Consider the following 24,217-nt stretch of genomic DNA (forward strand, 5'->3'; position numbering starts at 1 on the left):
GCGCTGGCTACAGCCCAAATAAGCCGGCTAGATGGGCGCCCCCGGCGCCACCGCCGCCGGAGCCGCCGCCGCCGCCACCGCCGCCGCCGCCGCCGGTGCTGAACAGCCAGCCACCGGTCCCGCCGGCACCGCCGGCACCGCCGGCGAATCCGCCGCCGCCGCCGCCACCGCCGGCACCGCCGAGGCCGCCGTTCCGGCCGAACGCGGCTCCGCCGTTGCCACCGTTGGATGCGCCGACGAGGCCGGCCGTGCCGCCGGCGCCACTGCCGGCGCCGCCGGCGGCCATGCTGTTGCCGCCGGCGGCACCGCCGCCGATGCCGCCGCCGGCACCACCGACGCCGGGGTTACCACCGGTGCCGTCGGCGCCGCTGGCGCCGCTGCCGCCGCCGCCGCCGCCACCACCAAGAGGAGCGCCGCCGCCGCCACCACCGCCACCACCGCCGGCGCCGCCGTTGCCGATCAGCAACCCGCCGTTGCCGCCGGCGCCGCCCATGCCGCCGGCGGACTGGCCGCCGCCGCCGCCGCCGCCGTTGCCGCCGGCGCCGAACAACCACGCGTTTCCACCCGCGCCGCCGGTGCCGCCGGGTAAGCCGCCGCCCCCGTTGCCGCCGCCTCCGCCGGCGCCGCCGCTGCCATACAGCCACCCGCCAGCGCCGCCTGCGCCGCCGGCTCCGCCGGCGCCTACGCCGGCACCATTGCCGCCGGTGCCGCCGGTGCCCCCGTTGCCGATCAGCCCCGCGGCCCCGCCGGCGCCACCAGCTACTCCGGGCGTGGTGCTCGCGCCGCCGTTGCCGCCGTTGCCGATCAAGATCCCGCCCACACCGCCGGGCTGCCCCACGCCACCGACGGTCCGCCCGTTGGCGCCGTCGCCGATCAGCGGGCGCCCAAACAAGAAGTTAGTGGGCGCGTTGATCAGCCCCAGCACGTCCTCCTGGAGGGTCTGCAACGGCGACGCATTGGCGGCCTCGGCGGCCGCATACGACCCCGCACCCGCATTCAAGGCCGCCACGAACTGCTGGTGAAACGCCGCCGCTTGGGCGCTAAGTGCCTGATAGGCCTCCGCGTGCGTCCCAAAGAATGCCGCAATGGCCACCGACACCTCATCGGCGGCGGCGGGTAGCAGCCGTGTGGTGGAAGCCGCCGCGGCCGCGTCGGCCGCGCTGATCGCCGAGCCGATACCGGCCAAGTCATCGACCGCCGCCGTCAATACCTGCGGAGTCGCGATTACAAACGACATCTGGCACCTCCTGTTTAATCACCAGGCCAGCCCTCGCCGGTCGTCAAGTGGAGACGATATCGGGATCCCTCCCACCGCACCCCTGGTTCTGGCTGAACTGGCCCGAAAAGGTCTGGGCAGGCACCAACTGGGATCGCCGGGGGCATCCAGGCACGGGCTGGTCCTTGGTGCCGCCAGCGCCGATCCGACATTGACCGGGGAGCGACGGAGCTTTCCCAAGACATTGCCCGGCGGCGGCCCGGGCGAAGGTGACGACATGATTACGGCTATCCAGTGTTGCCGAGCCGCATCAGAGAACTTCGGTCGCACCCGCCTGACGGGGGCCGATTTTGCTATTGCTCGCGCCGTTAGGTGCCCAGTAGCTGCACGCTCGCCCACAGCGCAACCACCGCCGCCACTAGCGCCGTGGGTACCGTGCACAGACCCAGGCGGGTGTATTCGCCGATGCCGGCTTCGACGTTGTGCCGGCGCAACACCCGCCGCCACAGCAAGTTGGACAGTGAGCCGACGTAGGTCAGGTTGGGGCCGATATTGACGCCGATCAATACCGCCAGCACCGCGGCCGGCCCGTTGGCCGCGACCAGCGGCAGCAACACCAGGGTCGCCGGAAGGTTGTTGACCAGGTTGGCCAGCGCGGCGGCCACCACCGCGATACCGAGCAGGGCCGGCAGCCCGGGTCCCGACGGCAGCACCGTGGACATGGCGATATCCACTCCGTTGAGCATGACCGCCTGCACGACGACGCCCAGCGCCAGCACGAAGACCAGGAACGCCACGTTCGCCGAGCGCACGATCTCCGTCACCGACGTGTGGCCACGGGCGAGGCTGCGCAGCGCCAGTAGCGACGCGCCGGCCGCTGCGGCCCAGGCCGGCGCCACCCCCGCCGCCTCGGCGATCACGAACCCGGCCAGGGTCAGCGCCACCACCACCAACACGAACACCGGCGGCCGCGGCGGCGGCCCGAGTTGCTCGGGGTCGGGCGCCACGCGCAGGTCCGGGGCGAAGAACCACCGGAACACCACGTAGACCGCCGCCACCGCGGCCAGCCACGGCAGCCCCATCACCAGCGTGAACTTGATGAACGAGATCCCGGCGACGTGGTAGGCGAGCAGATTGGTCAGGTTCGACACCGGAAGCAGCAGCGACGCGGCATTGGCCAGGTGCGCGGTGGCGTAGGCGTACGGGCGCACCGGCAATCGCAGCCGCCGCACGACCGCCAGCACTACCGGGGTCAGCAACACCACGGTGGCATCCAGGCTGAGCACCGCGGTGATGACGGCGGCAATGACGAACACCTGCCGCAGCAGCCCGCCCGACCCGTCGCTGGCCCGCGCCATCGCCGCACCTGCGGCCTCGAACAGGCCCTCGTCGTCGCACAGCTTGGCCAGTACCAGTACGGCACCCAGGAATGCGACTACCCGTGCCAGCCCAGCCACCTGCGCGGCCGCCTGCTGGAGCGAAATCGCGCCGATCCCGATCAGGACGACGGCCGCCGGCACCGCCGCCAGCGCCTCGGGCCAACCGCGCGAACGGGCGACCGCGAAACCGAGGACCACAGCAAGCAGCAACAGCGCAACGACGAGGGTCAAGACGTAGAGCTCTTCACTCCCACGGGTCCTCGCGCCGCCACACCGTCGGCAGCTGTAACGAGATGCCGTCTGCGGCGGCCAGCTCATCGAGGATGCGCATCGACACGTCCAGGTCGTCGGCCGCATACGGTATGGCGCGCAATGGTTTTGACAGCGGACGGAAGAAGTCGTCCCAGTGGACCAGGATCACCCGTCGGGCGCCGACCGCGCGCACCACCTCGGTCCAGTAGTCGACCAGATAGGACCGCGGTTGCAGGCCCAACTGGCCGACACCGAGGTAGACGACCTCGGCCCGGTACCCGTCCAGTGCGCCCTTGACGAAACCGGCGCTGCCCTGGATCACCAGCCGCCGGCCCGAAGGGCGGTGGTGCACCAGCGTCGACCATGCCTCGCCGCAGCGATAGGCCGACGCCCGCACCGGCGGTACCACCGGTGCGTCGATCACCCCGGGAAATCGGTCCGGCGGGCAGTGGTGCGACTCCACCAGCGTGACGTCGTAGGCGCCCAACTCGATCGGCTGGCCGGGGACCGCGATCACCAGCCGGTCTTCGGCCAGCCCGAAGCCGCGCCCGATGTTGGCCGCCGACTCGCCCCCGACCAGTTGCGCGCCGGTGCGGTCGGCCACGAGTGCGGAATCCATCGCGTGGTCGATGTGGGTGTGCACCGGGATGACGGCCGCGAGCCGCGACACCTTCGCGCGGGCCAGGCAGCCGTCCACCCGCGCCGGCGACGGCGACACCTTGGCCGCGGCCACCTGCGCCAGGCTGGGCCGGGAGAAGTAGCCGTCGGTCATCAACGCCGACGAGCCGTCGTCGAGCAGCAGCGTGCTCACGCCCATCCACAGCACCGACAACGGCGAATCCGGTTGGGCCGCAGGCACACTGAACCGGCTGGAATAGCGGGCAAGGTCGGGACGACCGAGTTTCAGCCGCATCAGCAGAACGCCTTGATCTCAGCGCCGGAGGCCGCCAACCGATCCCGCACCGCGGTCGCAATCTGCACCGCCCCTGGCGAATCCCCGTGCACGCAAATCGATTCCACGATAATGGGCACGTGGGCGCCGTCGACGGCGGTGACTTCGCCGGTGGTCACCATGGTCACCACGCGCTCCGCGATTGCTGCGGCATCGTCCAATACCGCACCCGGTTCACGGCGGGATAGCAGCTGCCCGTCGGGCCGGTAGGCACGATCGGCGAACGCCTCGGCAACCGTGCGCAGGCCGAGGCGGCTAGCCTCTTCGAAAAACACCGAACCCATCATGCCCAGCACCGGCAGCGCCGGGTCGACCATGCGCACCGCCGCCGCCACGGCAGCCGCCTGCTCGCGGTGCGTCACGATCGTGTTGTACAGGGCGCCATGGGGTTTGACATGGGACACCGTTGAGCCGCTGGCCTGGGCGATGGCCTGCAGCGCACCGATCTGATACACGACTTCGGCAAGCAGATCCTCGGGATCGACGTCGATGAAGCGCCTGCCGAAGCCCGACAGGTCGCGATAGCCGACCTGGGCTCCGATCCGTACGCCGCGCTCGGCGGCCGACCGGCAGACCCGCAGCAGTCCGGCCGGGTCTCCGGCGTGGAAGCCGCACGCCACATTGGCGCTGGTGACGATCTCGAGCATGGCGTCGTCGTCACCCAGCTGCCAGGCGCCGAATCCTTCACCGAGGTCGGCGTTGAGGTCGATGGAAGCCACCTGCCCAGCTTATTGCGGGATGCCGCGGGTTCCGATCGCCAGGATGGCCGGCGAGGCCCGGTCAGTGCCGAGCGGCCGCCTTGGCCCGGTACCACACCTTCATCGACGTCGCACCCAGCTCGGTGTTGACCTGGCTCACGCCGAACAGCAGCTCGTCGAGCGCGGCGCACTGTCTTCTCCCCCTCGCGAACCTTGCGACGCCTGAACCGGGCTGCGCCGGCACCGTGCCGACCGCCTCGGGACCAGGTGCGACCAGCATAAAGGCCGGGACGTCGAGGCCGCGCGAGCACTCGGCGTAACGGCGGCGTAGCCGCTCCGACGGAGCCGCTGTAGCCTCACCGAACGTGGGCCCCACACCTCGCCGTCGGGCGACTCTGGCGTCGCTGGCTGCTGAGCTCAAGGTGTCGCGCAGCACCATTTCGAATGCGTTCAACCGACCGGATCAGCTTTCCGCCGAACTGCGGGAGCGGGTACTGGCCACGGCCAAGCGGATGGGTTACGCCGGACCCGACCCGGTGGCGCGATCCCTGCGGACCCGCAAAGCGGGAGCCGTCGGCTTGGTGATGGCCGAGCCGCTGACCTACTTCTTCAGCGACCCGGCGGCGCGCGATTTCGTGGCGGGGGTGGCGCAATCGTGCGAGGAGCCGGGGCAGGGCCTGCTGCTGGTAGCCGTCGGCGCCAGCCGCAGCCTGGAGGACGGCATGACCGCCGTGCTCAACGCCGGGGTGGACGGCTTCGTCGTGTATTCGGTGTGCCACGACGATCCTTACCTGCAGGTGGTTCTGCAGCGGCGGTTGCCGGTTGTGGTGGTCGACCAGCCGAAGGACCTGCCGGGAGTGTCCCGGGTCGGCATTGACGACCGGGCGGCGATGCGAAAGGTCGCCGACTATGTGCTCGGGTTGGGGCATCGCCACATCGGGCTGCTGACCATGCGGCTGGGTCATGACCGGCGCCAGGGCCTGGTCGACGCGGAGCGGCTGAAGTCGCCGGCTTTCGACGTGCAGCGCGAGCGCATCATCGGCGTCTGGGATGCGATGACGGCCGCCGGCGTCGACCCGGATTCGCTGACCGTGGTGGAAAGCTACGAGCACCTGCCGACGTCGGGCGGCGCTGCCGCCAAGGTGGCGCTGACGGCCAATCCGCGGATCACCGCGCTGATGTGCACCGCGGATATTTTGGCGCTCTCGGCCATGGATTACCTTCGCGGACACGGCATTTACGTGCCAGGTCAGATGACCGTGACGGGGTTCGACGGCGTGCCGGAAGCGATCAGCCGCGGGCTCACCACGGTGTCGCAGCCGAGTCTGCAGAAGGGCCGACGGGCCGGTGAACTGCTGCATCGGCCGCCGCGGTCCGGTCTGCCCGTCGTCGAGCTGCTCGCTACCGAGCTGATCCGGGGCCGAACCTCCGGGCCACCCACTTAGGCTTAGCTTAGTTAGGCACTCTCCTGGCCACCGAGCAACAAACGCACGGCGAGGTCCAGCCGCTTGCTGACGTCGGTGGCCGACGCGCGACGGGTCAGCCACGCGAGCAGATTTGACAACCACACATCCGAGATCACCCGGGCGATGTGGTACTGGTCTTCGGTCGGTTCGCCGTCGGCCATGGCGCGGGCGAACATGCTGTCGATCAGCTTCTCCACGTGGTCGACCTCGCTGGCCGCCGACGCGTCGGCGAACACGTAGGCACGCGTCATCGCCTCGGTGAGCAAGGGATTGCGCTGCATCGCGCGATTGAGCTTGCCGACCATGAAATTCAGCCGCTGAAACGGAGTGCCGCCGGCCAGCGCGGAGCGGTCGGTCTTGGCGTCGATGCGGGTGAACTCGCGGCCCAGCGCCGACACCAGCAGATGCACCTTCGACGGGAAGTACCGGTACAGTGTGCCGACCGCGACATCGGCCCGATCGGCCACCGCGCGCATCTGCACCGCCTCGTAACCGCCCTTCGAGGCGATGGCCATGGTGGCATCCAGGATGCGCTTGCGACGCTCTCGCTGTGCCTCCGAACCCAACTCGGACTCAGCCAATACCGCCACGTTCATGACCTCGCGCGGCTGAGCGTCAGAAACGCGGCTCGGACTCGGGTTCGCTGCAGACATGTAACGCGCAACTCCTCTCCCGGGCGGTTCGTCGCCAAACGATACGCATGCTGTGCGTGAATTTCCCACCTCCCGGTCGCGGGGACAACGTCGTGTACTGGCCTAATGGTGGTCGACTTGACGGTTGATCATTTTCACTATTAGAACACGTTCTAGTGGCTTTGAATGTTCCTCGGACGTTTCCGGCCAGGTGAATTTCCCCACGGGAAGGGCTGAAGGTGGTAGCGACCGGCACCGACGAACAATGCGCGGCTCGCGAGTTGGTGCGCGACTGGGCTCGCACTTCGGCCTCCGGAGCGGCTGCGACGGCGGCGAGCCGCGCCATCGAGCAAGGCAATCCGGACGCCTGGCGACCGGTGTTCGCGGGCCTGGCCGAATTGGGATTGTTCGGTGTTGCCGTCCCAGAGGATCGCGGCGGTGCCGGCGGCAGCATCGAGGACCTGTGCGCCATGGTCGAAGAGGCCGCCACGGCTTTGGTGCCGGGGCCGGTGGTGACCACCGCGCTGGCCAGCCTGGTGGTGCCGGATCCCGAATTGCTGACCGCACTGACCTCCGGCGAACGTGTCGCCGGGCTCGCGCTGGAAGGCGATGTGCGGTTCGACGCCCAGACCCGACGAGTATCGGGCACCGTTCCGTGGGCACTGGGCGCCGTCGCCGGCGCCGTGCTGCTGTTGCCGGCCGAGGGCAGGTGGCTGCTGGTCGATACCGCCGGCGACGGCGTGGCGCTGGAGCCGTTGCGGGCCACCGATTTTTCGCGGCCGTTGGCGAAAGTGGTGTTGACTTCGGCGCCGGTGGCGCCGGCCACCGCGATCGCCGATTCCCGGGAGCGCGTCGAGAACCTGGCCGCCACCCTGCTGGCCGCCGAGGCCGCCGGAGTGACCCGCTGGGCGCTGGACACCGCGGTGGCCTACGCCAAGGTCCGTGAGCAGTTCGGCAAGCCGATCGGCAGCTTCCAGGCCGTCAAACACCTGTGTGCGGAGATGCTGTGCCGCGCCGAGCAGGCCGAGGTGGCCGCCGCCGACGCGGCCCGGGCCGCGGGGGATTCCGACGACCGTCAGTTCGCTATCGCGGCTGCCGTGGCCGCCGGCCTCGGTATCGCCGCCGCCAAAGCCAACGTCAAAGACTGCATCCAGGTGCTCGGCGGCATCGGCTGCACCTGGGAGCATGATGCGCACTTGTACCTGCGCCGGGCCCACGCCAACGGCCGGTTTCTCGGCGGCGCCGAGCGCTGGCTGCGCCGCATTGGCGCGCTCACCCGCGACGGCGTTCGCCGCCGGCTGACTATCGACCTGACCGGGGTGCAGGAGCTGCAACCCGCGATCGCCGCCGCGGTAGCCGAAGTCGCGGCGTTGCCGGAAGAGAAGCGGCAGCCTGCCCTGGCCGATGCCGGGCTGTTGGCCCCACACTGGCCGCCGCCGTATGGGCGCGGCGCATCCGCGGCCGAGCAGTTGCTGATCGATCAGGAGCTGGCGTCGGCCGGTGTGGTGCGGCCGGATTTGGTGATCGGCTGGTGGGCGGCGCCGACCATTCTCGAGCACGGCACGCCCGAACAAATCGAGCGTTTCGTGCCGGCCACCCTGCGCGGTGAATTCCTTTGGTGCCAGCTATTTTCCGAACCGTGCGCCGGGTCGGACCTGGCGTCGCTGCGCACCAAGGCGGTTCGCACCGAAGGTGGTTGGCTGCTGACCGGGCAGAAGGTGTGGACGTCCAAGGCGCACCTGGCCAGGTGGGGGGTGTGCCTGGCGCGCACCGACCCGGACGCTCCAAAGCACAAGGGCATCACCTACTTTCTGGTGGACATGACGTCACCCGGGATCGAGATCCGGCCGCTGCGCGAGATCACCGGCGACGCGCTGTTCAACGAGGTCTTTCTGGACAGCGTGTTCGTGCCCGACGAGATGGTGGTCGGCGCGGTCAACGACGGCTGGCGGCTGGCGCGCACCACGCTGGCCAACGAGCGGGTGGCGATGGCCACCGGTACCGCGCTCGGTAACCCCATGGAGAAGCTGCTCGAGGTGCTGGCCGAGACGGAGCCCGACGTCGCCCAGCAGGATCGGCTGGCGAGGTTGATCGTCATTGCTCAATGTGGTGCGCTGCTGGATCAGCGCATCGCCCAGCTGGCCGTCGGCGGACAGGATCCGGGCGCGCAATCCAGCGTGCGCAAACTCATCGGGGTCCGCTACCGCCAAGCGCTGGCCGAATTCATGATGGACGTGTCCGAGGGCGGCGGCCTGGTGGAAGACCAAGCGGTATACGACTTCCTCAACACTCGCTGCCTCACCATCGCCGGCGGTACCGAGCAGATACTGCTCACGCTGGCCGCCGAGCGGCTGCTTGGCCTGCCGCGTTAGGTAGTCGTCGCCGGTTCGCGGATCTGGCATCCATCGCACCCATCCGCGGTGCCCGTGTCTCCGAATGGCTTATGTCCGACAGGAGCGGCACACGGCCGTCTGGTGACGAAGGAGTCGAAACGCACATGATCAACGCTTGGGCCAGAACAATCGCGGCGACAAGCCTCGCGGCGATCGCAATCGGGGGTTTCGCGGCTTGTTCGAGCAACAAGTCGGCCAGTGGGCCATCGACGAGCAGCAGCGCGCCGACCAGCATGGCGGCGCCCGCGTCGACGTCGGCGATGGCCGATCCGGCAGCCGGCCTCATCGGTGCGGGCTGCTCGGAGTACGCCAAGCAGAATCCCAGCGGTCCGGGGTCGGTAGCCGGCATGGCGCAGGATCCGGTGGCGACCGCGGCGTCGAACAACCCCATGTTGACGACGCTCACGTCGGCGCTGTCGGGCAAGCTGAACCCGAACGTGAACCTGGTCGACACCCTCAACAGCGGCCAGTACACGGTATTCGCACCCACCAACGCGGCCTTCGATAAGCTGCCCGCGGCCACGATCGACCAGCTCAAGACGGACTCACAGTTGCTGCGCAGCATCCTGACCTATCACGTGGTGCAGGGTCAGGCGAGCCCGGGCAAGATCGACGGCACCCACAAGACCCTGCAAGGGGCCAACGTGACCGTGACCGGCCAAGGTAACGACCTCAAGGTCAACGATGCGGGGCTGGTATGCGGTGGCGTTCACACCGCCAACGCGACCGTGTACATGATCGACACGGTGTTGATGCCGCCGAGCCAGTAGGCTTTGCCAGTTCTATCCAAAACAGCCCGGCCGCGGCCGGGCTGTTTTTGTTTGTGCCGCTTCGCACCAATCCAATTGCGGATCAGCGCCGAATACCAAACATGTTGACACTTGCGCTGATCGGCTTGGTCGGGGGCCTCATCACCGGCGTATCACCCTGCATTCTGCCGGTCCTGCCGGTGATATTCTTCGTGGGCGCGCAGCGAGGTGGCCCAGAGTTGGCCGCGCATAACGATTCTGGCGGCGACGTCGCGGTGGCGACGAAACCGCGGCGGGGGCTGTCGGAGAGGTTGCGCCCCTACCGGGTGATCGGCGGCCTGGTGTTCAGCTTCAGCGTGGTCACCTTGACCGGCTCGGCGTTGCTGTCGCTGCTGCATCTGCCCCAGGACGCGATTCGCTGGGTCGCTCTGGTTGCGCTGGTCGCGATCGGGCTGGGCCTGATGTTTCCCAGGGTCGAGCAGCTGCTGGAACGGCCGTTCTCCCGGATCCCGCAAAAGCAGGTCGGCAACCGCCGCAACGGTTTCGGTCTGGGGCTGGCGTTGGGCGTGCTCTACGTCCCCTGCGCGGGGCCGGTGCTTGCCGCGATCGTGGTGGCCGGGGCGACGGCGCAAATCGGTGTCGGCACAGTCGTTCTCACGCTGGCTTTCGCGGCCGGCGCCGCGCTGCCGTTGTTGTTCTTCGCGCTGGCCGGTCAGCGGGTGGCCGAGCGGGTGAGTGCTTTTCGGCGTCGGCAGCGGGAAATCCGGGTCGCCGCGGGCATTGTGACGATCCTGCTCGCGGTGGCGCTGGTGTTCAACCTGCCCTCGGTGCTGCAGCGTGCCATTCCCGACTACACGAGCTCGCTGCAGGACAGGCTGGGCAGTGATCAGCAGATCCGGCAGAAACTCAACCTCGGCGGCATCGTCAACGACCAGAACGCGCAGCTGTCGAATTGCAGCAACGGCGGTAAAGAACTCGAAAATTGTGGCACGGCACCAGATCTCAGGGGTATTGCCGGCTGGCTGAACACACCCGGCGGCCGACCCCTCGACCTGCGATCGCTGCGCGGCAAGGTGGTCCTGGTCGACTTCTGGGCTTACTCGTGCATCAATTGCCAACGGGCCATCCCGCACGTCGTCGGCTGGTACAACGCATACCGGGACCAGGGTTTCGAGGTCATCGGAGTACACACACCGGAGTACGCGTTCGAGAAGGTGCCCGGCAACGTCGCCAAGGGCGCCGCCGACCTGGACATCAAATACCCAGTCGCGCTTGACAACAACTACTCCAGCTGGACCAATTACCGCAACCGGTACTGGCCCGCGGAGTATCTGATCGACGCCACCGGCGCCGTGCGACACATCAAGTTCGGCGAAGGCGACTACGACGTCACCGAAAACCTGATCAGGCAGTTGCTCGTCAATGCCGACCCCGGGGTGAAACTCCCGGCGCCGGTGGACGCGACCGACCTCACGCCGCGCCAACAAACCACTCCCGAGACCTACTTCGGGGTCGGCAAGGTAGTCAACTACGGCGGCGGCGGTCAGTACGACGAAGGCTCGGCGACATTCGACTATCCGCCAACCCTGGCCGCTGACAGCTTCGCACTGCGCGGGCCATGGTCCCTGGACTACCAAGGGGCGACGGCCGAAAGCGACGAGTCGAGCATCAAACTCAACTACCACGCCAAGAACGTCTACGTCGTCATCGGCGGCACCGGAACCCTCACGGTGACCCGGAACGGCCAGACCACCACGGTGCCGATCAGCGGACCGCCGACGTCGCACCAGATCGTCGGCGGCGACCGGATCGACAGCGGCGCCCTGGAGCTGCGCCCCGGAAAAGGGCTGCAGGTGTACTCCTTCACCTACGGCTGATTTCCGAAATCGGCAATCCGAGACCGGTGCGGCTCCGAATCACCAATGTCCGGCATGAATGAGACGGCACAACAACGTCGTCGACAATACTGAAGGAGCTGATACGCGATGAAAAGTTCAATTGCAGCAACGGGTTTGGTGGCAGCGGCCGTCGTGGGTCTGGCGGTGGCCACCGCGCCAAGTGCCGGCGCGGCCGATTTGGTCGGGCCGGGATGCGCGGATTACGCGGCCGCCAACCCCAGCGGCCCGGCATCGGTGGAGGGCATGTCGCAGGTCCCGGTGGCGGTGGCGGCTTCCAACAATCCGATGCTGACGACACTGACGTCGGCGGTGTCCGGCAAGCTCAACCCGCAGGTGAACCTGGTCGACACGCTCAACAATGGGCAGTACACCGTGTTCGCGCCGACCGATGCCGCGTTCGGCAAGCTGCCGGCGTCGACGATCGACCAGCTCAAGACCGATTCAAACCTGCTGAGCCGCATCCTGACCTACCACGTGGTGCAAGGTCAGCTGAGCCCGGCCAGGGTGGTCGGCCCGCACAAGACGCTGCAGGGAGCCAACGTCATGGTCAACGGCCAGGGCAACAGCCTGAGCGTCAACAACGCCGGCGTGGTCTGCGGCGGGGTACCCACCGCCAACGCGACGGTGTACCTGATCGACACCGTGTTGATGCCACCGGCGTAGTTGCGCCGCAGCAAGCCGCCCAGCACCGCAGCTGGGATCCCCGGCCAGGAACTCGACGCTTCCTGGCCGGGGTCCGGCTAATCCTCCAATTCCCTTGAGCGGATCGGTGATCCAACGGTGATCCAGCCGCCACGAACCCGGCTCGGCCCCACCCCCTGCGGTTCACCGTGGCTGCGGTCGGTTGAGTAAGCGCACTCTCAAACAGCGGCGAGGATCTCCTCGGCAGCGCGGCGGCCCGAGGTGATCGCGCCATCCATGTAGCCACTCCACACCTGGGCCGTCTCCGCTCCGGCCCAGTGGATGCGGCCGACCGGCGCGGCCAGCGCCTTGCCATACTGAGTCAGTGCGCCGGCACCGAGACGGCCACCGTAGCAACCTCGCGTGAATTCCTCTGCAGCCCAGTCTTGTTCGACGATGTCGAACGGCTCAGCGGCTTGCGGCCCGAAATACTTCACCAGCGAATCGATCACGAGCTTGTGGCGCTGCTCGGTCGGCAGCTCCGCCGCCTCGCGGGCGTGCGCGCCCTCCAAGAAGCCGACCAGCACACCGCAGGAAGCGTCGGCAGGAGAGTTGTCCAGGACGACGTTGAACGCGTCGTCCAGGCTGGTCACGAAGCCGCTGAGACCGGCCTCGCGCCAGAACGGCGTCTGGTAGCCGATTTGGAACTTGATCACCGACCCCGCCGGGAACTGCTGGGTAAGGCCGTCGCGCGCGGCGGGCAGCGGCGGCAAGTAACGGATCCGGCCTGCCAGCGTCGGCGGGATCGCGACCACGACGTGGCCAGCCCTGAGCTTGCCCGTCTGGCCGGCGCTGGCGTCCTCGTAGGAGACGATGACACCCTGCCCGTCCTGGGTGATCGTGCGTACCACCGCCCCAAGTTGCACCCGATCGGCAAGATCCTCGGCCATCCGCTCGGAGATCCGGTGCGTCCCACCCACGACACGGCTCTCCTGTGCGCCTCCGGTGACGGCGAGCATGGTCGCCAAATTGTTGCCCGACCGGATGTAGAACAGGAAGTGCAATAACGAAAGCTCAGGTGTTTCCGCGGAGAACAGCGTTGGCACGATCAGCCGGAAGAACCGAAGTGCCACGGTGTCAGTCGTATTCGCGGCCAGCCAGGTGTCGAAATTCTGCCGGTCCAGCTCCGCCGCATCGTCCGCTCGCCAGGGCGCCGAGGTGGGTATCGAGGCCGCGAGCGTCTCGATAACCTCCAACAGGCGACCGATTTCGGCCAGGCTGTCGGCCGGGAGGCCGAACGTCGCGTCGGAGTACCGGACCACCTGTCCGTCGTAGAACGAGATCGCGTCGCCGGTGTCGTAGGTAGGGAACGTCTCCAGTCCGAGTTCGTCGATCAGCTCGAGCACGGCGTGCTGGCTCGGCCCCACCCACTGGCCGCCCATCTCGACCGGCACGCCGTTGCTCAGAAACCCGCCAAAGTTGCGGCCCGCCACCCGATCACGGGCCTCGAGGACGCGCACGGTCATCCCCGCTGCCACCAGCTTGCGAGCCGCCGAGAGCCCGGCGAGCCCGGCGCCGACGACAACGACATCCACGTCCGTCATCGAAAATTCCCCTTCAACTAATACAGTCGTATGACTTAGTTCTGCTTAGAGTAGAGCATGCGACATGAGCCCACAAGGTTTAGTGCGGTTTAGGTCTGGTTTAGGTCGAAGCCGACCGGACCGCGGCGAGCGCGGTGACTGTCTCGATGATCGCCTCGAGGTCCTGCGCGGAGCGCCTGACGTCCGGGTTGGCGATATGCTGCAGGACCAGCCCATCGATGCTGGCCACCAGCACGCGAGCGAGCCGATCGAAGGGAAGCGCGGATGTCTCCCCGGCCCGTGTCGCTGCCTCCTGGCACCACTGCGTAACGACCTCGGTGTACCTCTCGTACTGCCAGCGCGGCAGCGCCTCCAAGCCGGGCGTACGCAGCGCGTGGGTGACGAGTTCGTACTGCACGAGTTGCAGATCGCGGTGGTCGGCGACCAGCGTTTCCCAGAAATTGCGCAACCCGCACCTGATCGCGTGTTCGAGCCCGGCTTCGAGCTCGGCCGAACTCTTCAGGAGATCGGCAATCTCCTCCACGACATCCTCGATGACCGCGCGCAGCAGGCCTTGCTTGCTCGGGAAGACGTATTGCAGCGTCCCCAGCGGTATGCCGGCTTCGTCCGCCACGGCGCGCATCGTGGTGCCGCCGACCCCATCACGCATCAGCACGACGCGCGCGGCAGCCACTGCCTGCTTGCTGCGCACAGCGGATTTGACGTAGGGCATCGAATCTCCCGTCCCGGATATCATCCCGAATGGGGCCACGGTAGCCGCTTGCTGGCCACCCAGCGCAATCTACGGGTGGTGCAAACCGCTACGTATCTAGCATGACTGCTAACCTTGCCGCACGTCGGCGAGCTGCTGCCTGGCCTATCGCGTTATCTGGCTGCCCGCCAAACGAATTGGTGAATTGTGGGCCGGGGATGGCGGGCGCAGGCGCGTATGTCAGCGCTGAGGCGGCCAACGCCTCGCCGCTACGGCTGCTCCCAGCGATCCGCTGGCCAGCCCGTCGTTTCCCAGGCGCTTGAGGCGCGAGTCTGCATCCAGGGCGTCCAGCCTGCGCCCAGTGTGCTGCGGGCTGCGATTTCGGCGCCCTGAGCGCAGAATGAAAACCGCCGTTCGGGCAGCGCCGGACCCTCCCAGCGGACCGGCGGCGTCGCGGCGCGTCTACCGCGCTACGAAAAGTTTGTCTGCGCGCAGGTGCTGGGCGAGGTGAGGTTGACGCCGGTGTAGACGACCTGGATGTGGGTGCACACGATGACGCCGGCGTTGGTGCTCGGTTGGCCGGTCGACCAACTGGTCGAGTCGATGACGCCGGTCGTCTGATACTTGTCCGGTGGGCCTTCGCCGAAGTACACGGTGGTGATCACGTCGGAGCCGCCGGCCTTCATCACTCGCTCGAACTGGCCGGTGGCGTGGGCGTCCAGGTAGGTCAGCCGGTTCGTCGGCCGGATCTCGGTGGTTTGGCGGGCCCACAGATCGGGCGGGAACCCGGTGACGCCGTCGGGTGTGCGCAAATCGGCGCCGGCGACGAAGTCACAGCTGCCGTTCGGGTGGCAATTCACAAAGGTGTGTGTCTCCAGCTGGGTGGTGTCGTCGACCGGGAACAGGGTGGTGGCCGTGTTGCTGGCCGCCGGCGAATGCGGGGCGGGCGCGAAGGTCAGCAACACCCCGGCGATCGCCGCGACCATCGGAGCACCCGGCAGCAGCCGCTTCATCTCGCATCCTTCCGCCCGGATGAAACCTAGCCCCCGCGACTATTCGTCGTAGGTCACTTCTACCGAATCAGATTCCGGATGAGATTGACAGGCCAAAATCAGCCCGTCGTCGAGGTCCTGCTGCTCCAGCACGTCGTTGACTTCCATCCTGACTTTGCCGCCGCGCAGTGTGCAGGCGCAGGCGCCGCAGTGGCCTTCCCGGCAGGAGAACGGCGCATCGAGACCGGCGGCCAGCAGCACATCGAGCAGCTTGGCGTTGCGCGGCCAGGACACCGTGTGGGTTTCGCCGTCGAGTTCCACCACCGCGGTGGCCGGTGGCTCGCTGCCACTGTCCTCGATCTTCACCGCCGCGAACGGATCGGAATCCAGCGACTTGAACACCTCGAGATGCACTTGCGCGGCAGGCACTTTCAGCATTTCCAGGGCGTCTCGCGCCGCCTGCATGAACGGGCCGGGCCCACAGATGTAGGCCGGACGTTCGGTGTACGGGGCGGCCAGCTTGGCCAGCGCGGTGGCGCTCGGCAGCCCTTGCAGCGACTCGAGCCAGTGCACGACGGTGAGGCGGTCGGGATACTTGGCGGCCAGCTCGCGCAGCGCCTCGCCGAAGATCACCGAGCGGTCGTCACGGTTGGCGTAGACCAGTGTCACCTGTCCGCCGCCTTGCGCCAGCGCCGACTTGCAAATCGACATGATCGGTGTGATGCCGCTGCCGGCGGCCAGCAGCAGAAAGTCGTCGTCGAGCGTCTTGGGCACGAAGTTGCCCGACGGCGCCAACACGTGAATCCGCATCCCGGGGTGCGCGTGGTCGCACAGCCAGTTCGACGCGTATCCCTCCGCGGTGCGTTTGACCGTGACGGTCAGCGCGTCGTCGGTGAACGGCGAACTGCACAACGAGTAGCAGCGTGCCACCGAGCCGGTGCGGTCGCTGGGAACACGCAGGGTCAGAAACTGACCCGGTGCGTAGCGCAGCCGCTCAGCCGGGATCTGCGGATCGTCCGGTCCGTCGGGCACCGCGAACACCAGCGAGCGCGCCTCGTCGGTTTCGGCGACGACGTCGGCGATCTGCAGCTCCAGGACGTGGCTGCCCAGTGGTTCGTCAGGGATTGCCTCGGTCAATACCCTGCCTCTCTGTGTCTCAACTAGAACATGTTATAGAAAACTGGATTCGCACCGCTACCAGCCGCAGGAATACCCTGCTCGACACAAATCGGAACGTGTTCTAGTCTTTCCCTAAGTCCACTCCGGTCGTCGAACAGGCCGCGCTCCCAGGAGGCAAACGTAAGTGACGTCCATTCAACAGCGTGATGCGCAGGCGGTGTTGGCTGCCATCGATGATCTGCTTCCGCAGATCCGCGAGCGCGCTCAGGCGACCGAAGATCTGCGTCGGCTGCCCGACGAAACCGTCAAGGCACTCGAAGAAGTCGGTTTCTTCACCCTCTTGCAGCCGCAGCAGTGGGGCGGACTGCAATGCGATCCCACGCTGTTCTTCGAGGCGACCCGCCGGCTGGCCAGCGCCTGCGGTTCCACCGGCTGGGTGAGCTCGATCATCGGTGTGCACAACTGGCATCTGGCGCAGTTCGACCAACGGGCCCAGGAAGAGGTCTGGGGCGAAGACCCCAATGTGCGGATCTCATCGTCGTACGCCCCGATGGGCGCCGGAGTGGTGGTCGACGGCGGCTATCTGGTCAACGGGTCGTGGAACTGGTCGTCCGGCTGCGACCACGCCACCTGGACGTTCGTCGGGGGCCCGGTCATCAAGGATGGCCGACCGGTCGATTTCGGCAGCTTCTTGATCCCGCGCACCGAATACGAGATCAACGACGTGTGGTACGTGGTCGGCCTGAAGGGCACCGGCAGCAACACGCTGGTGGTCAAGGACGTCTTCGTGCCGCGGCACCGGTTCCTGTCCTACAAGGCGATGAACGACCACACCGCCGGCGGACTGCAGACCAACACCGCTCCTGTCTACAGAATGCCCTGGGGCACAATGCATCCCACTACAATATCGGCGCCCATCGTGGGCATGGCTTACGGCGCTTACGCCGCGCATGTGGAGCACCAGGGCAAGCGGGTACGAGCAGCGTTCGCCGGGGAGAAGGCCAAGGACGACCCATTCGCCAAGGTCCGCATCGCCGAGGCGGCCAGCGACATCGACGCGGCGTGGCGCCAGCTGAGCGGCAACGTCGGCGACGAGTACGCGTTGCTGTCCGCCGGCAAGGAGATTCCGTTCGAGCTGCGGGCCCGGGCGCGGCGCGACCAGGTGCGCGCCACCGGGCGGTCGATCGCCTCGATCGACCGGCTTTTCGAGGCGTCCGGGGCCACTGCGCTGTCCAACGAGGCTCCGATTCAACGCTTTTGGCGTGACGCGCATGCCGGCCGGGTGCACGCGGCCAACGACCCGGAGCGGGCGTACGTGATCTTCGGGAACCACGAGTTCGGGTTGCCGCCCGGCGACACTATGGTCTGATGCCCGCAACGACTGAGGAAATCACCTTCGAGTCGACGTCGCGCTATGCCGAGGTTAACGTTGACGGACCGTTGAAGCTGCACTATCACGAGGCCGGTGTCGGCAACGGCCAGACGGTGGTGTTGCTGCACGGCGGCGGTCCCGGCGCGTCCAGCTGGACGAACTTCGCCCGCAATATCGCGGTGCTGGCCAAGCATTTCCACGTGCTGGCCGTCGATCAACCCGGATACGGCCACTCCGACAAGCGGGCCGAGCACGGGCAGTTCAACCGCTATGCCGCGACCGCGCTCAAGGGACTCTTCGACCAGCTTGGGCTGGGTCGCGTTCCACTGGTGGGTAATTCGCTGGGTGGCGGCACCGCGGTGCGGTTCGCGCTCGATCACCCCGACCGGGCCGGACGCCTGGTGCTGATGGGCCCGGGCGGGCTGAGCATCAACCTGTTCGCGCCCGACCCGACCGAGGGAGTGAAGCGGCTGGGGAAGTTCTCGGTCGAACCCACCCGGGAAAACCTGGAGGCGTTCCTGCGGGTCATGGTCTACGACCAGAAGCTGATCACGCCGGAGTTGGTGGACCAGCGTTTCGAACTGGCCAGCACGCCGGAGTCGTTAGCGGCAACACGGGCGATGGGAAAGTCGTTCTCCGGGGCCGATTTCGAGCTGGGCATGATGTGGCGCGAGGTGTACCGGCTGCGCCAGCCGGTGTTGCTGATCTGGGGCCGTGAGGACCGGGTCAACCCACTCGACGGAGCGCTGGTCGCCCTCAAGACAATCCCGCGCGCCCAGTTGCACGTGTTCGGGCAGTGTGGACACTGGGCTCAGGTGGAGAAGTTCGACGAGTTCAACAAGCTGACGATCGATTTCTTAGGAGGTGCCAGATGAGCATCCGGGCGCTGGGCTATCTGCGCATCGAGGCCACCGACATGGCCGCTTGGCGCGAGTACGGTCTCAAAGTGCTCGGCATGGTCGAAGGCAAGGGCAGCGTCGAGGGGGCGCTGTATCTGCGGATGGACGACTTCCCCGCCCGGCTGGTGATCGTGCCGGGTGAGCGGGACCGGCTGGCGGAGGCCGGTTGGGAATGCGCCAATGCCGCAGGGCTGCAGGAGGTCCGCAATCGGCTCGACTTGGAGGGCACGCCGTACAAGGAAGCGACCGCCGCCCAACTGGCGGATCGGCGCGTGGACGAGATGATCCTGTTCTCCGACCCGTCGGGCAACCCGCTGGCCGTCTTCCACGGCGCCGCGCTGGAACACCGCCGGGTCGTCAGCCCGTACGGGCACAAGTTCGTCACCGGCGAGCAGGGTTTGGGCCACGTGGTGCTGACCACTCGTGACGACGCCGAGGCGCTGCACTTCTACCGGGACGTGCTCGGCTTCAAGCTGCGTGACTCGATGCGGCTTCCGCCACAGGTGGTCGGCCGGTCGGCCGACGGTCCGCCGGCCTGGCTGCGTTTCTTCGGCTGCAATCCGCGCCACCATTCGTTGGCCTTTCTTCCGTTGCCGACTCCGTCTGGCATCGTGCACCTGATGGTCGAGGTGGAGAACTCCGACGACGTGGGCCTGTGCCTGGATCGGGCGCTGCGCCGAAAGGTACCCATGTCGGCGACGCTGGGCCGACACGTCAACGACCTGATGCTGTCCTTCTATATGAAGACCCCCGGCGGTTTCGACGTCGAATTCGGTTGCGAAGGAAGGCAAGTCGACGACGACGAGTGGATCGCCCGGGAGAGCACCGCGGTCAGTTTGTGGGGGCACGACTTCACGGTCGGTGCCCAGGGCTAGCCATGTCGGCGCCAATTGATCCACGCACGTTCCGCAATGTGCTGGGTCAGTTCTGTACCGGCATCACCATCATCACCACAGTGCATGACGACGTGCCCGTCGGCTTCGCCTGTCAGTCGTTCGCGGCGCTGTCTTTGGAACCGCCGCTGGTGCTGTTCTGTCCGACCAAGGTGTCGCGGTCCTGGAAGGCGATCGAGTTAGCCGGCCGGTTCTGCGTCAACGTGCTGACCGAGAAGCAGAAGCACGTGTCGGCACGATTCGGCTCGAAGGAAGCCGACAAGTTCGCCGGGATCGATTGGCATCTCTCCGAACTCGGTTCACCGATCATCGACGGATCGCTGGCCTACATCGACTGCACCGTTGCCTCGGTACACGACGGCGGGGATCACTTCGTCGTGTTCGGCGCGGTCAGTTCGCTGTCGGAAGTCCCGAAGATCAAGCCGCGGCCGCTGCTGTTCTACCGTGGCGACTACACCGGCATCGAGCCGGACAAGACCACGCCGGCGCAGTGGCGAGACGACCTGGAAGCATTCCTCACCACTACCACCCAGGACACCTGGCTTTAGGTCCTTTAGTCCGGCACGGCATTGACCCGAGTTGGCTCACGTTAGTTGTTAGTGCGCACGTCGTCGCGGGATCGTAAGGAGTGCGTTGCGAGGTCGTCGGGTAGCGGGTGCGGTTGTCGGCTTTGACTGTTCACGATGGCCGTTGCTGCGTGTATCGCGAACGAATTCCTTGATGCGCCAACCCGTTTAAGCTCCGATCCGGTACTTGCAATGACCTGGCCGGCAGCCAACTCAGTTGGTTGGTGGTGGCGGTTGGGGTTGGAAGGGTTCATACCACCACCAGTGGGCGCGCTCGCCGGTGGGCCCGGGATAGGCTGCGACAGCGGGCGGGGGAAGGGTCGGCGGGCGTCCCAGCGATCCGGCGCTCAGCGGTCGGCCGCAGTCGTCGGTGACGGTGGGATTGGCTGCGGGGCCGGTGATGGTGATGACGCCGCGGTGGTGGCTGCGGTGGTGATAGGGGCAGAGCAGCACCAGGTTGTCCAGCTCGGTGGCGCCGCCGTCTTCCCAATGGCGAACGTGGTGGGCGTGTAGGCCGCGGGTGGCGCCACAGCCGGGAACCACGCACGTGCGGTCGCGGTGCTCGAGGGCCCGGCGCAGCCGGCGGTTGATCACGCGGGTCGCCCGGCCGGCGCCGATGGGCTGGCCGTCGCGTTCCAACCATGCTTCACAGCTGGCGTCACAGCTGAGGTAGCGGCGCTCGGCGTCGGAGAGCAGCGGGCCCAGATGCAGCGCCGCGGCGCGGTCCTTGACGTCGACGTGCACCACGACCGTGGTGTGCTGCCCGTGGGGCCGGCGGGCCGCCTCGGCGTCCCAGCCGGTCTCGACCAGGCGCATGAACGCCTCGACGGTGGTCGGCAACGGCGGCCGCTGATCTGACGCGCCCGCGCCGTTGTCGTGATCGTGTTTCCACTCGGCGATCAGCGCCTCACGATGAGACGCCAGCGCGGCGTCGAACTTCGCCGCGTCGTCGTGGGCAAGTTTGATCCGATAGCAGCTGCCCTGCTCATCGGTGGTCTTGGTGATCGAGGGCTGCGGGTGGGGCCGAGGATCGGGTTCGGGTCGCGGTTCGAGCTTGACCGCGGTGCGCAGCTGGTTGACCGTGGCGACCCGGGCCAGCTGCGCGTAATGCTCATCAGATCCCGCACCGGCCCGTGCGGCGACGACGCCGACCTGATCCAGCGACAGCCAGCCCTCCCGCATGCCCGCGACACACTGGGGGAACTCCTCGAGCCGGCGCGCCACGGTGGTGATCGTGTGGGCGTTGCCCGAGGACACCCCGAGCTTCCAGGCCAGCAACGCCGCCACCGACCGTGCCCCCGTGGCCCCGCACAGCTCGTCACGATCCATTTCAGCGGCGATCTCCACAATGCGCCCGTCAATCGCGTTGCGCTGACCGGCCAACTCCGCCAACTCCGCAAACAACACCTCAAGACGCTCATTGGGGCTCAGCGCCGCGGTCGGCGATGCGGTCAACGACATAACCACATCATCACAGCCGGGTCTGACAACTCTGCGCTGGTGCGTGGCAGGTGCTCGACCGCGCGCAATCCACGTCGCCAAAACCACACGACCTACACCACGGACGCACCAGGCCGTCTTCACGACGCCCACATTGGCCACCCGGACAGCCCCCGCCCGCGAAATTTGGTGCGCAGATCCGTCACCCTGTCGCCCGCCACGGTGATGGGACCGGTTTGAGCAGGGTTTAGCCACGGTCATGGGACCACCCGTTTGCCAGTAATGGGACCACCGGCGTGTCGCGCCGCGGGTTGCTCGGTTACTGGATCGGATCGCTTCACATCGATCGATGTGGAGGAGGGTCCGCTGGATGTTTCGGGAGGTTTCGGTGATCGAGGTACGCGAGATGTTGCGGGTGTGGATGTTGGGAGCTGGCCTGCGCAGGGTCGGCGCATTGGCCGGGGTGGAGCGGCAGTTGCGATTGCGCCCGACGCGACGGCAGGACCGAAATAGCACGCGCAAATCCGGCGCTCGCCAGGCTGGTCACGGACGCGAGAATTGCTCCGTCGGAGGTCTTGGCGGATGGCCCCACGAGCCACTGCTGGACCCGACAATGCCCGCCCGGCAATCCATTTGGCGCTGCCGGATAGCCGAGGCTGCTAGGTCCGCCGCGGATGCCACAAGTGCTTAAGGGACTGCTTCGGGTGACCTGGACACCACTGCGATTCGGGCACCGTCGCGCGAACCTGATCCACGTGCGCCCCGCAACCGGCCCACGTCACTTTCCCGCAGGTGCGGCACCGGACGGCGTGGCACATTCAGCGTGCCTCCTCGAGAACGGGCGGCCCCTGGTAAGGCCGCTGCAGCACGGCGAATTCGGGCGTGGTCGCGGCGGTGAGGACGGCCTCGAGCAGGCGGACGCCGTCGTCGCTGCCGGGTATCCCGGTCAGCACCGGTCCAAAAAAACCGCGCCCGCCGACCGCGATGATCGGGCTGCCGGCCGAGCCGCCCAGCGTGTCCTGGCTGGCCTGGTGCGCGCTCCGGACGGCCTCGTCGAGTGCGCTGTCGTCGAGCGATTCGGAGAGTGATTCGTCAAGTTCGCATTCGGCCAGGGATCGGCGGACCGCGTGAGTGGACAGCTCTTCCCGGCGAAGATGGATCCGGGCGCCAACCGCGTCGTAGAGTCGCGCGAATGCGTCCGGCCCATGCTGGCTGGCGACCGCGGCGAACAGCCGGCCGAGCCGTCGTGATCGATCCATCATCTGCTGTTGCTTCGGGCTGAGGTCGTTGCCCTCGTTGAGTACGGCCAGGCTCATCTGCCGCAGCGTGACCGGTGTGTCCGTCTTGTGCGCGGCATCGAGTAGCCATCGCGAAGCGGCCCAGGCGAATGGGCATACCGGATCGATGTAGAGCTCGACGTCAGCCACTGGCTCCTCCTTCTGCAGCTTTCCCGATGTCGGGTGAACTACGACATGATAATACCCCCTTGGGTATATGCTGTCGAAGTCGTGCGCCAGCCAGCAAAATGGCTCTATGGCGCTGGATCTCAACGCGTACTTCGAACGCATCGGCTATCACGGACCCACCGAACCCACCTTGGCGGTGTTGCGGGAGGTGGTGAGCGCCCACACCCGGGCGATTCCGTTCGAGAACCTCGATCCGCTGATGGGGGTACCGGTCGACGACTTGAGCCCGGAATCGCTGATGGACAAGCTCGTCCACCGGCGCCGCGGCGGTTACTGCTACGAGCACAACGGTCTAACGGGCGACGTGCTGGCCGGACTCGGGTTTCGGCTGCGGCGGCTGACCGGCCGGGTGGTGTGGATGGCGCCGCCAGACACGCCGCCGCCGGCCCAGACGCATACCGTGCTCGCGGTGACCTTTCCCGGCTCGGACGGTTCGTATCTGGTGGACGTCGGTTTCGGCGGCCAGACGCCGACGTCGCCGCTGCGGCTGCAGACCCGATGCATCCAGCAAACGACGCATGAACCGTACCGGCTCGATGACCGCGGTGACGGGCTGGTGCTGCAGGTGCTGGTTCGCGACCGGTGGCAGCCGCTGTATGAATTCAGCACGGTCAGCCGGCCGCAGATCGATTTGAAGGTGGGCAGTTGGTTTGTCTCGACGCACCCGTCGTCGCACTTCGTCACCGGCTTGATGGCTGCCACCGTGACCGACGACGCGCGGTGGAACTTGACGGGCCGGATCCTGGCGGTCCATCGCGGCGGCCGGACCGAGAAGATGGTCCTGGCGGACGCGGCGGCGGTGGTTGACACATTAAGCGGGCAGTTCGGCATCAACGTGGCAGATGTCGGCCAACGCAGCGCGCTAGAAGCCCGCATTGACGAAGTCTGTTTCGGCGGCGGCTGAAGCGTGAGCCCGTCG

At 67.3% G+C, this 24,217-nt stretch carries 22 protein-coding genes; 10 read left to right on the forward strand and 12 right to left on the reverse strand.

The genetic code is table 11. The annotated features are described in order from the left end of the window. Positions 1–7: 7 nt before the first annotated feature. From AWC07_RS11205 to AWC07_RS11225, 5 genes are all read right to left on the reverse strand, one after another. Positions 8–1,237: a PE family protein gene (locus AWC07_RS11205; RefSeq protein WP_036409488.1), complete on the reverse strand. Its 1,230-nt coding sequence runs from the start codon at positions 1,235–1,237 to the stop codon at positions 8–10. Positions 1,238–1,584: 347 nt separating this feature from the next. Then, entirely contained in the window at positions 1,585–2,826 is a 1,242-nt protein-coding gene (locus AWC07_RS11210) for an SLC13 family permease (protein WP_036406266.1), read from the reverse strand. Between the two features lie 13 nt (positions 2,827–2,839). Then, entirely contained in the window at positions 2,840–3,760 is a 921-nt protein-coding gene (locus AWC07_RS11215) for an MBL fold metallo-hydrolase (RefSeq protein WP_036406264.1), read from the reverse strand. Continuing rightward, complete coding sequence (locus AWC07_RS11220) at positions 3,760–4,518, reverse strand: LamB/YcsF family protein (RefSeq protein WP_036406261.1); 759 nt, start codon at positions 4,516–4,518, stop codon at positions 3,760–3,762. The genes AWC07_RS11215 and AWC07_RS11220 overlap by 1 nt, the downstream gene beginning before the upstream one ends. Before the next feature lie 61 nt (positions 4,519–4,579). Beyond that, a complete protein-coding gene (locus tag AWC07_RS11225; RefSeq protein ID WP_036406259.1) occupies positions 4,580–4,777 on the reverse strand; it encodes a hypothetical protein in 198 nt (65 codons plus the stop codon). Positions 4,778–4,862: 85 nt separating this feature from the next. Between AWC07_RS11225 and AWC07_RS11230 the strand changes: the two genes are divergently transcribed. Beyond that, entirely contained in the window at positions 4,863–5,942 is a 1,080-nt protein-coding gene (locus AWC07_RS11230; protein WP_036406258.1) for an Rv3575c family transcriptional regulator, read from the forward strand. An 11-nt stretch (positions 5,943–5,953) separates the two neighbouring features. Here AWC07_RS11230 and kstR read toward each other — a convergent pair whose 3' ends face one another. Continuing rightward, complete coding sequence (gene kstR, locus AWC07_RS11235) at positions 5,954–6,553, reverse strand: cholesterol catabolism transcriptional regulator KstR (protein ID WP_167380059.1); 600 nt, start codon at positions 6,551–6,553, stop codon at positions 5,954–5,956. A 281-nt stretch (positions 6,554–6,834) separates the two neighbouring features. Here kstR and AWC07_RS11240 point away from each other — a divergent pair, with 281 nt between their 5' ends. From AWC07_RS11240 to AWC07_RS11255, 4 genes are all read left to right on the forward strand, one after another. Beyond that, positions 6,835–8,967, forward strand: a complete 2,133-nt coding sequence (locus AWC07_RS11240) for an acyl-CoA dehydrogenase family protein (RefSeq protein ID WP_036410066.1) — start codon at positions 6,835–6,837, stop codon at positions 8,965–8,967. Positions 8,968–9,092: 125 nt separating this feature from the next. After that, positions 9,093–9,758 (forward strand): fasciclin domain-containing protein, encoded by a 666-nt coding sequence (locus AWC07_RS11245; protein ID WP_036410065.1) that lies wholly within the window; start codon positions 9,093–9,095, stop codon positions 9,756–9,758. A gap of 101 nt (positions 9,759–9,859) precedes the next feature. After that, positions 9,860–11,614, forward strand: coding sequence for a cytochrome c biogenesis protein DipZ (locus AWC07_RS11250; protein ID WP_036410064.1), 1,755 nt, complete (start codon positions 9,860–9,862; stop codon positions 11,612–11,614). Between the two features lie 108 nt (positions 11,615–11,722). Continuing rightward, on the forward strand, positions 11,723–12,298 hold the full coding sequence (locus AWC07_RS11255) for a fasciclin domain-containing protein (RefSeq protein ID WP_036406253.1): 576 nt from the start codon (positions 11,723–11,725) through the stop codon (positions 12,296–12,298). Between the two features lie 197 nt (positions 12,299–12,495). Here the strand turns inward: AWC07_RS11255 and AWC07_RS11260 are convergent, their stop codons facing one another. From AWC07_RS11260 to AWC07_RS11275, 4 genes are all read right to left on the reverse strand, one after another. After that, positions 12,496–13,860: a flavin monoamine oxidase family protein gene (locus AWC07_RS11260; RefSeq protein ID WP_036410063.1), complete on the reverse strand. Its 1,365-nt coding sequence runs from the start codon at positions 13,858–13,860 to the stop codon at positions 12,496–12,498. A gap of 100 nt (positions 13,861–13,960) precedes the next feature. Then, on the reverse strand, positions 13,961–14,572 hold the full coding sequence (locus AWC07_RS11265; RefSeq protein ID WP_036406252.1) for a TetR/AcrR family transcriptional regulator: 612 nt from the start codon (positions 14,570–14,572) through the stop codon (positions 13,961–13,963). A 449-nt stretch (positions 14,573–15,021) separates the two neighbouring features. Beyond that, complete coding sequence (locus tag AWC07_RS11270) at positions 15,022–15,564, reverse strand: hypothetical protein (protein WP_036406250.1); 543 nt, start codon at positions 15,562–15,564, stop codon at positions 15,022–15,024. A gap of 39 nt (positions 15,565–15,603) precedes the next feature. Next, the gene (locus AWC07_RS11275) at positions 15,604–16,680 is read right to left on the reverse strand and encodes a ferredoxin--NADP reductase (RefSeq protein ID WP_036406248.1); all 1,077 of its coding nucleotides are present in this window, start codon (positions 16,678–16,680) and stop codon (positions 15,604–15,606) included. 166 nt (positions 16,681–16,846) lie between these two features. Between AWC07_RS11275 and hsaA the strand changes: the two genes are divergently transcribed. From hsaA to hsaB, 4 genes are read left to right on the forward strand one after another with little or no spacing between them, the layout of a single operon-like run. After that, positions 16,847–18,031, forward strand: a complete 1,185-nt coding sequence (hsaA, locus tag AWC07_RS11280) for a 3-hydroxy-9,10-secoandrosta-1,3,5(10)-triene-9,17-dione monooxygenase oxygenase subunit (protein ID WP_036406247.1) — start codon at positions 16,847–16,849, stop codon at positions 18,029–18,031. Continuing rightward, entirely contained in the window at positions 18,031–18,909 is an 879-nt protein-coding gene (gene hsaD, locus AWC07_RS11285) for a 4,5:9,10-diseco-3-hydroxy-5,9,17-trioxoandrosta-1(10),2-diene-4-oate hydrolase (protein WP_036410062.1), read from the forward strand. Before hsaA ends, hsaD begins: the two co-directional genes overlap by 1 nt. Further along, on the forward strand, positions 18,906–19,808 hold the full coding sequence (gene hsaC, locus AWC07_RS11290) for an iron-dependent extradiol dioxygenase HsaC (RefSeq protein ID WP_036410061.1): 903 nt from the start codon (positions 18,906–18,908) through the stop codon (positions 19,806–19,808). The genes hsaD and hsaC overlap by 4 nt, the downstream gene beginning before the upstream one ends. Before the next feature lie 2 nt (positions 19,809–19,810). Next, the gene (hsaB, locus tag AWC07_RS11295) at positions 19,811–20,374 is read left to right on the forward strand and encodes a 3-hydroxy-9,10-secoandrosta-1,3,5(10)-triene-9,17-dione monooxygenase reductase subunit (protein ID WP_036406245.1); all 564 of its coding nucleotides are present in this window, start codon (positions 19,811–19,813) and stop codon (positions 20,372–20,374) included. Between the two features lie 231 nt (positions 20,375–20,605). Here the strand turns inward: hsaB and AWC07_RS11300 are convergent, their stop codons facing one another. Together AWC07_RS11300 and AWC07_RS11310 are read right to left on the reverse strand one after the other, a co-directional pair. Next, positions 20,606–21,853, reverse strand: a complete 1,248-nt coding sequence (locus AWC07_RS11300) for an HNH endonuclease signature motif containing protein (protein ID WP_085105072.1) — start codon at positions 21,851–21,853, stop codon at positions 20,606–20,608. A 797-nt stretch (positions 21,854–22,650) separates the two neighbouring features. After that, positions 22,651–23,259, reverse strand: a complete 609-nt coding sequence (locus AWC07_RS11310; RefSeq protein WP_036406243.1) for a mycothiol-dependent nitroreductase Rv2466c family protein — start codon at positions 23,257–23,259, stop codon at positions 22,651–22,653. A 106-nt stretch (positions 23,260–23,365) separates the two neighbouring features. On the opposite strand from AWC07_RS11310, the gene AWC07_RS11315 reads away from it, so the two are divergent. Further along, positions 23,366–24,202: an arylamine N-acetyltransferase family protein gene (locus AWC07_RS11315; RefSeq protein WP_036406241.1), complete on the forward strand. Its 837-nt coding sequence runs from the start codon at positions 23,366–23,368 to the stop codon at positions 24,200–24,202. The last annotated feature ends 15 nt before the right edge of the window (positions 24,203–24,217 follow it).

It is taken from the genome of Mycobacterium gastri (assembly GCF_002102175.1).
Classification (GTDB): domain Bacteria; phylum Actinomycetota; class Actinomycetes; order Mycobacteriales; family Mycobacteriaceae; genus Mycobacterium; species Mycobacterium gastri.

Excerpts from the sequence above, each read along its gene's own strand:
- AWC07_RS11205 (WP_036409488.1), bottom strand. The coding sequence starts at position 1,237 with ATGTCGTTTGTAATCGCGACTCCGCAGGTATTGACGGCGGCGGTCGAT.
- AWC07_RS11215 (WP_036406264.1), bottom strand. The coding sequence starts at position 3,760 with ATGCGGCTGAAACTCGGTCGTCCCGACCTTGCCCGCTATTCCAGCCGG.
- AWC07_RS11225 (WP_036406259.1), bottom strand. The coding sequence starts at position 4,777 with ATGCTGGTCGCACCTGGTCCCGAGGCGGTCGGCACGGTGCCGGCGCAG.
- AWC07_RS11245 (WP_036410065.1), top strand. The coding sequence starts at position 9,093 with ATGATCAACGCTTGGGCCAGAACAATCGCGGCGACAAGCCTCGCGGCG.
- AWC07_RS11250 (WP_036410064.1), top strand. The coding sequence starts at position 9,860 with ATGTTGACACTTGCGCTGATCGGCTTGGTCGGGGGCCTCATCACCGGC.
- AWC07_RS11255 (WP_036406253.1), top strand. The coding sequence starts at position 11,723 with ATGAAAAGTTCAATTGCAGCAACGGGTTTGGTGGCAGCGGCCGTCGTG.
- AWC07_RS11260 (WP_036410063.1), bottom strand. The coding sequence starts at position 13,860 with ATGACGGACGTGGATGTCGTTGTCGTCGGCGCCGGGCTCGCCGGGCTC.
- AWC07_RS11265 (WP_036406252.1), bottom strand. The coding sequence starts at position 14,572 with ATGCCCTACGTCAAATCCGCTGTGCGCAGCAAGCAGGCAGTGGCTGCC.
- AWC07_RS11270 (WP_036406250.1), bottom strand. The coding sequence starts at position 15,564 with ATGAAGCGGCTGCTGCCGGGTGCTCCGATGGTCGCGGCGATCGCCGGG.
- hsaD (WP_036410062.1), top strand. The coding sequence starts at position 18,031 with ATGCCCGCAACGACTGAGGAAATCACCTTCGAGTCGACGTCGCGCTAT.
- hsaC (WP_036410061.1), top strand. The coding sequence starts at position 18,906 with ATGAGCATCCGGGCGCTGGGCTATCTGCGCATCGAGGCCACCGACATG.
- hsaB (WP_036406245.1), top strand. The coding sequence starts at position 19,811 with ATGTCGGCGCCAATTGATCCACGCACGTTCCGCAATGTGCTGGGTCAG.
- AWC07_RS11300 (WP_085105072.1), bottom strand. The coding sequence starts at position 21,853 with ATGTCGTTGACCGCATCGCCGACCGCGGCGCTGAGCCCCAATGAGCGT.
- AWC07_RS11315 (WP_036406241.1), top strand. The coding sequence starts at position 23,366 with ATGGCGCTGGATCTCAACGCGTACTTCGAACGCATCGGCTATCACGGA.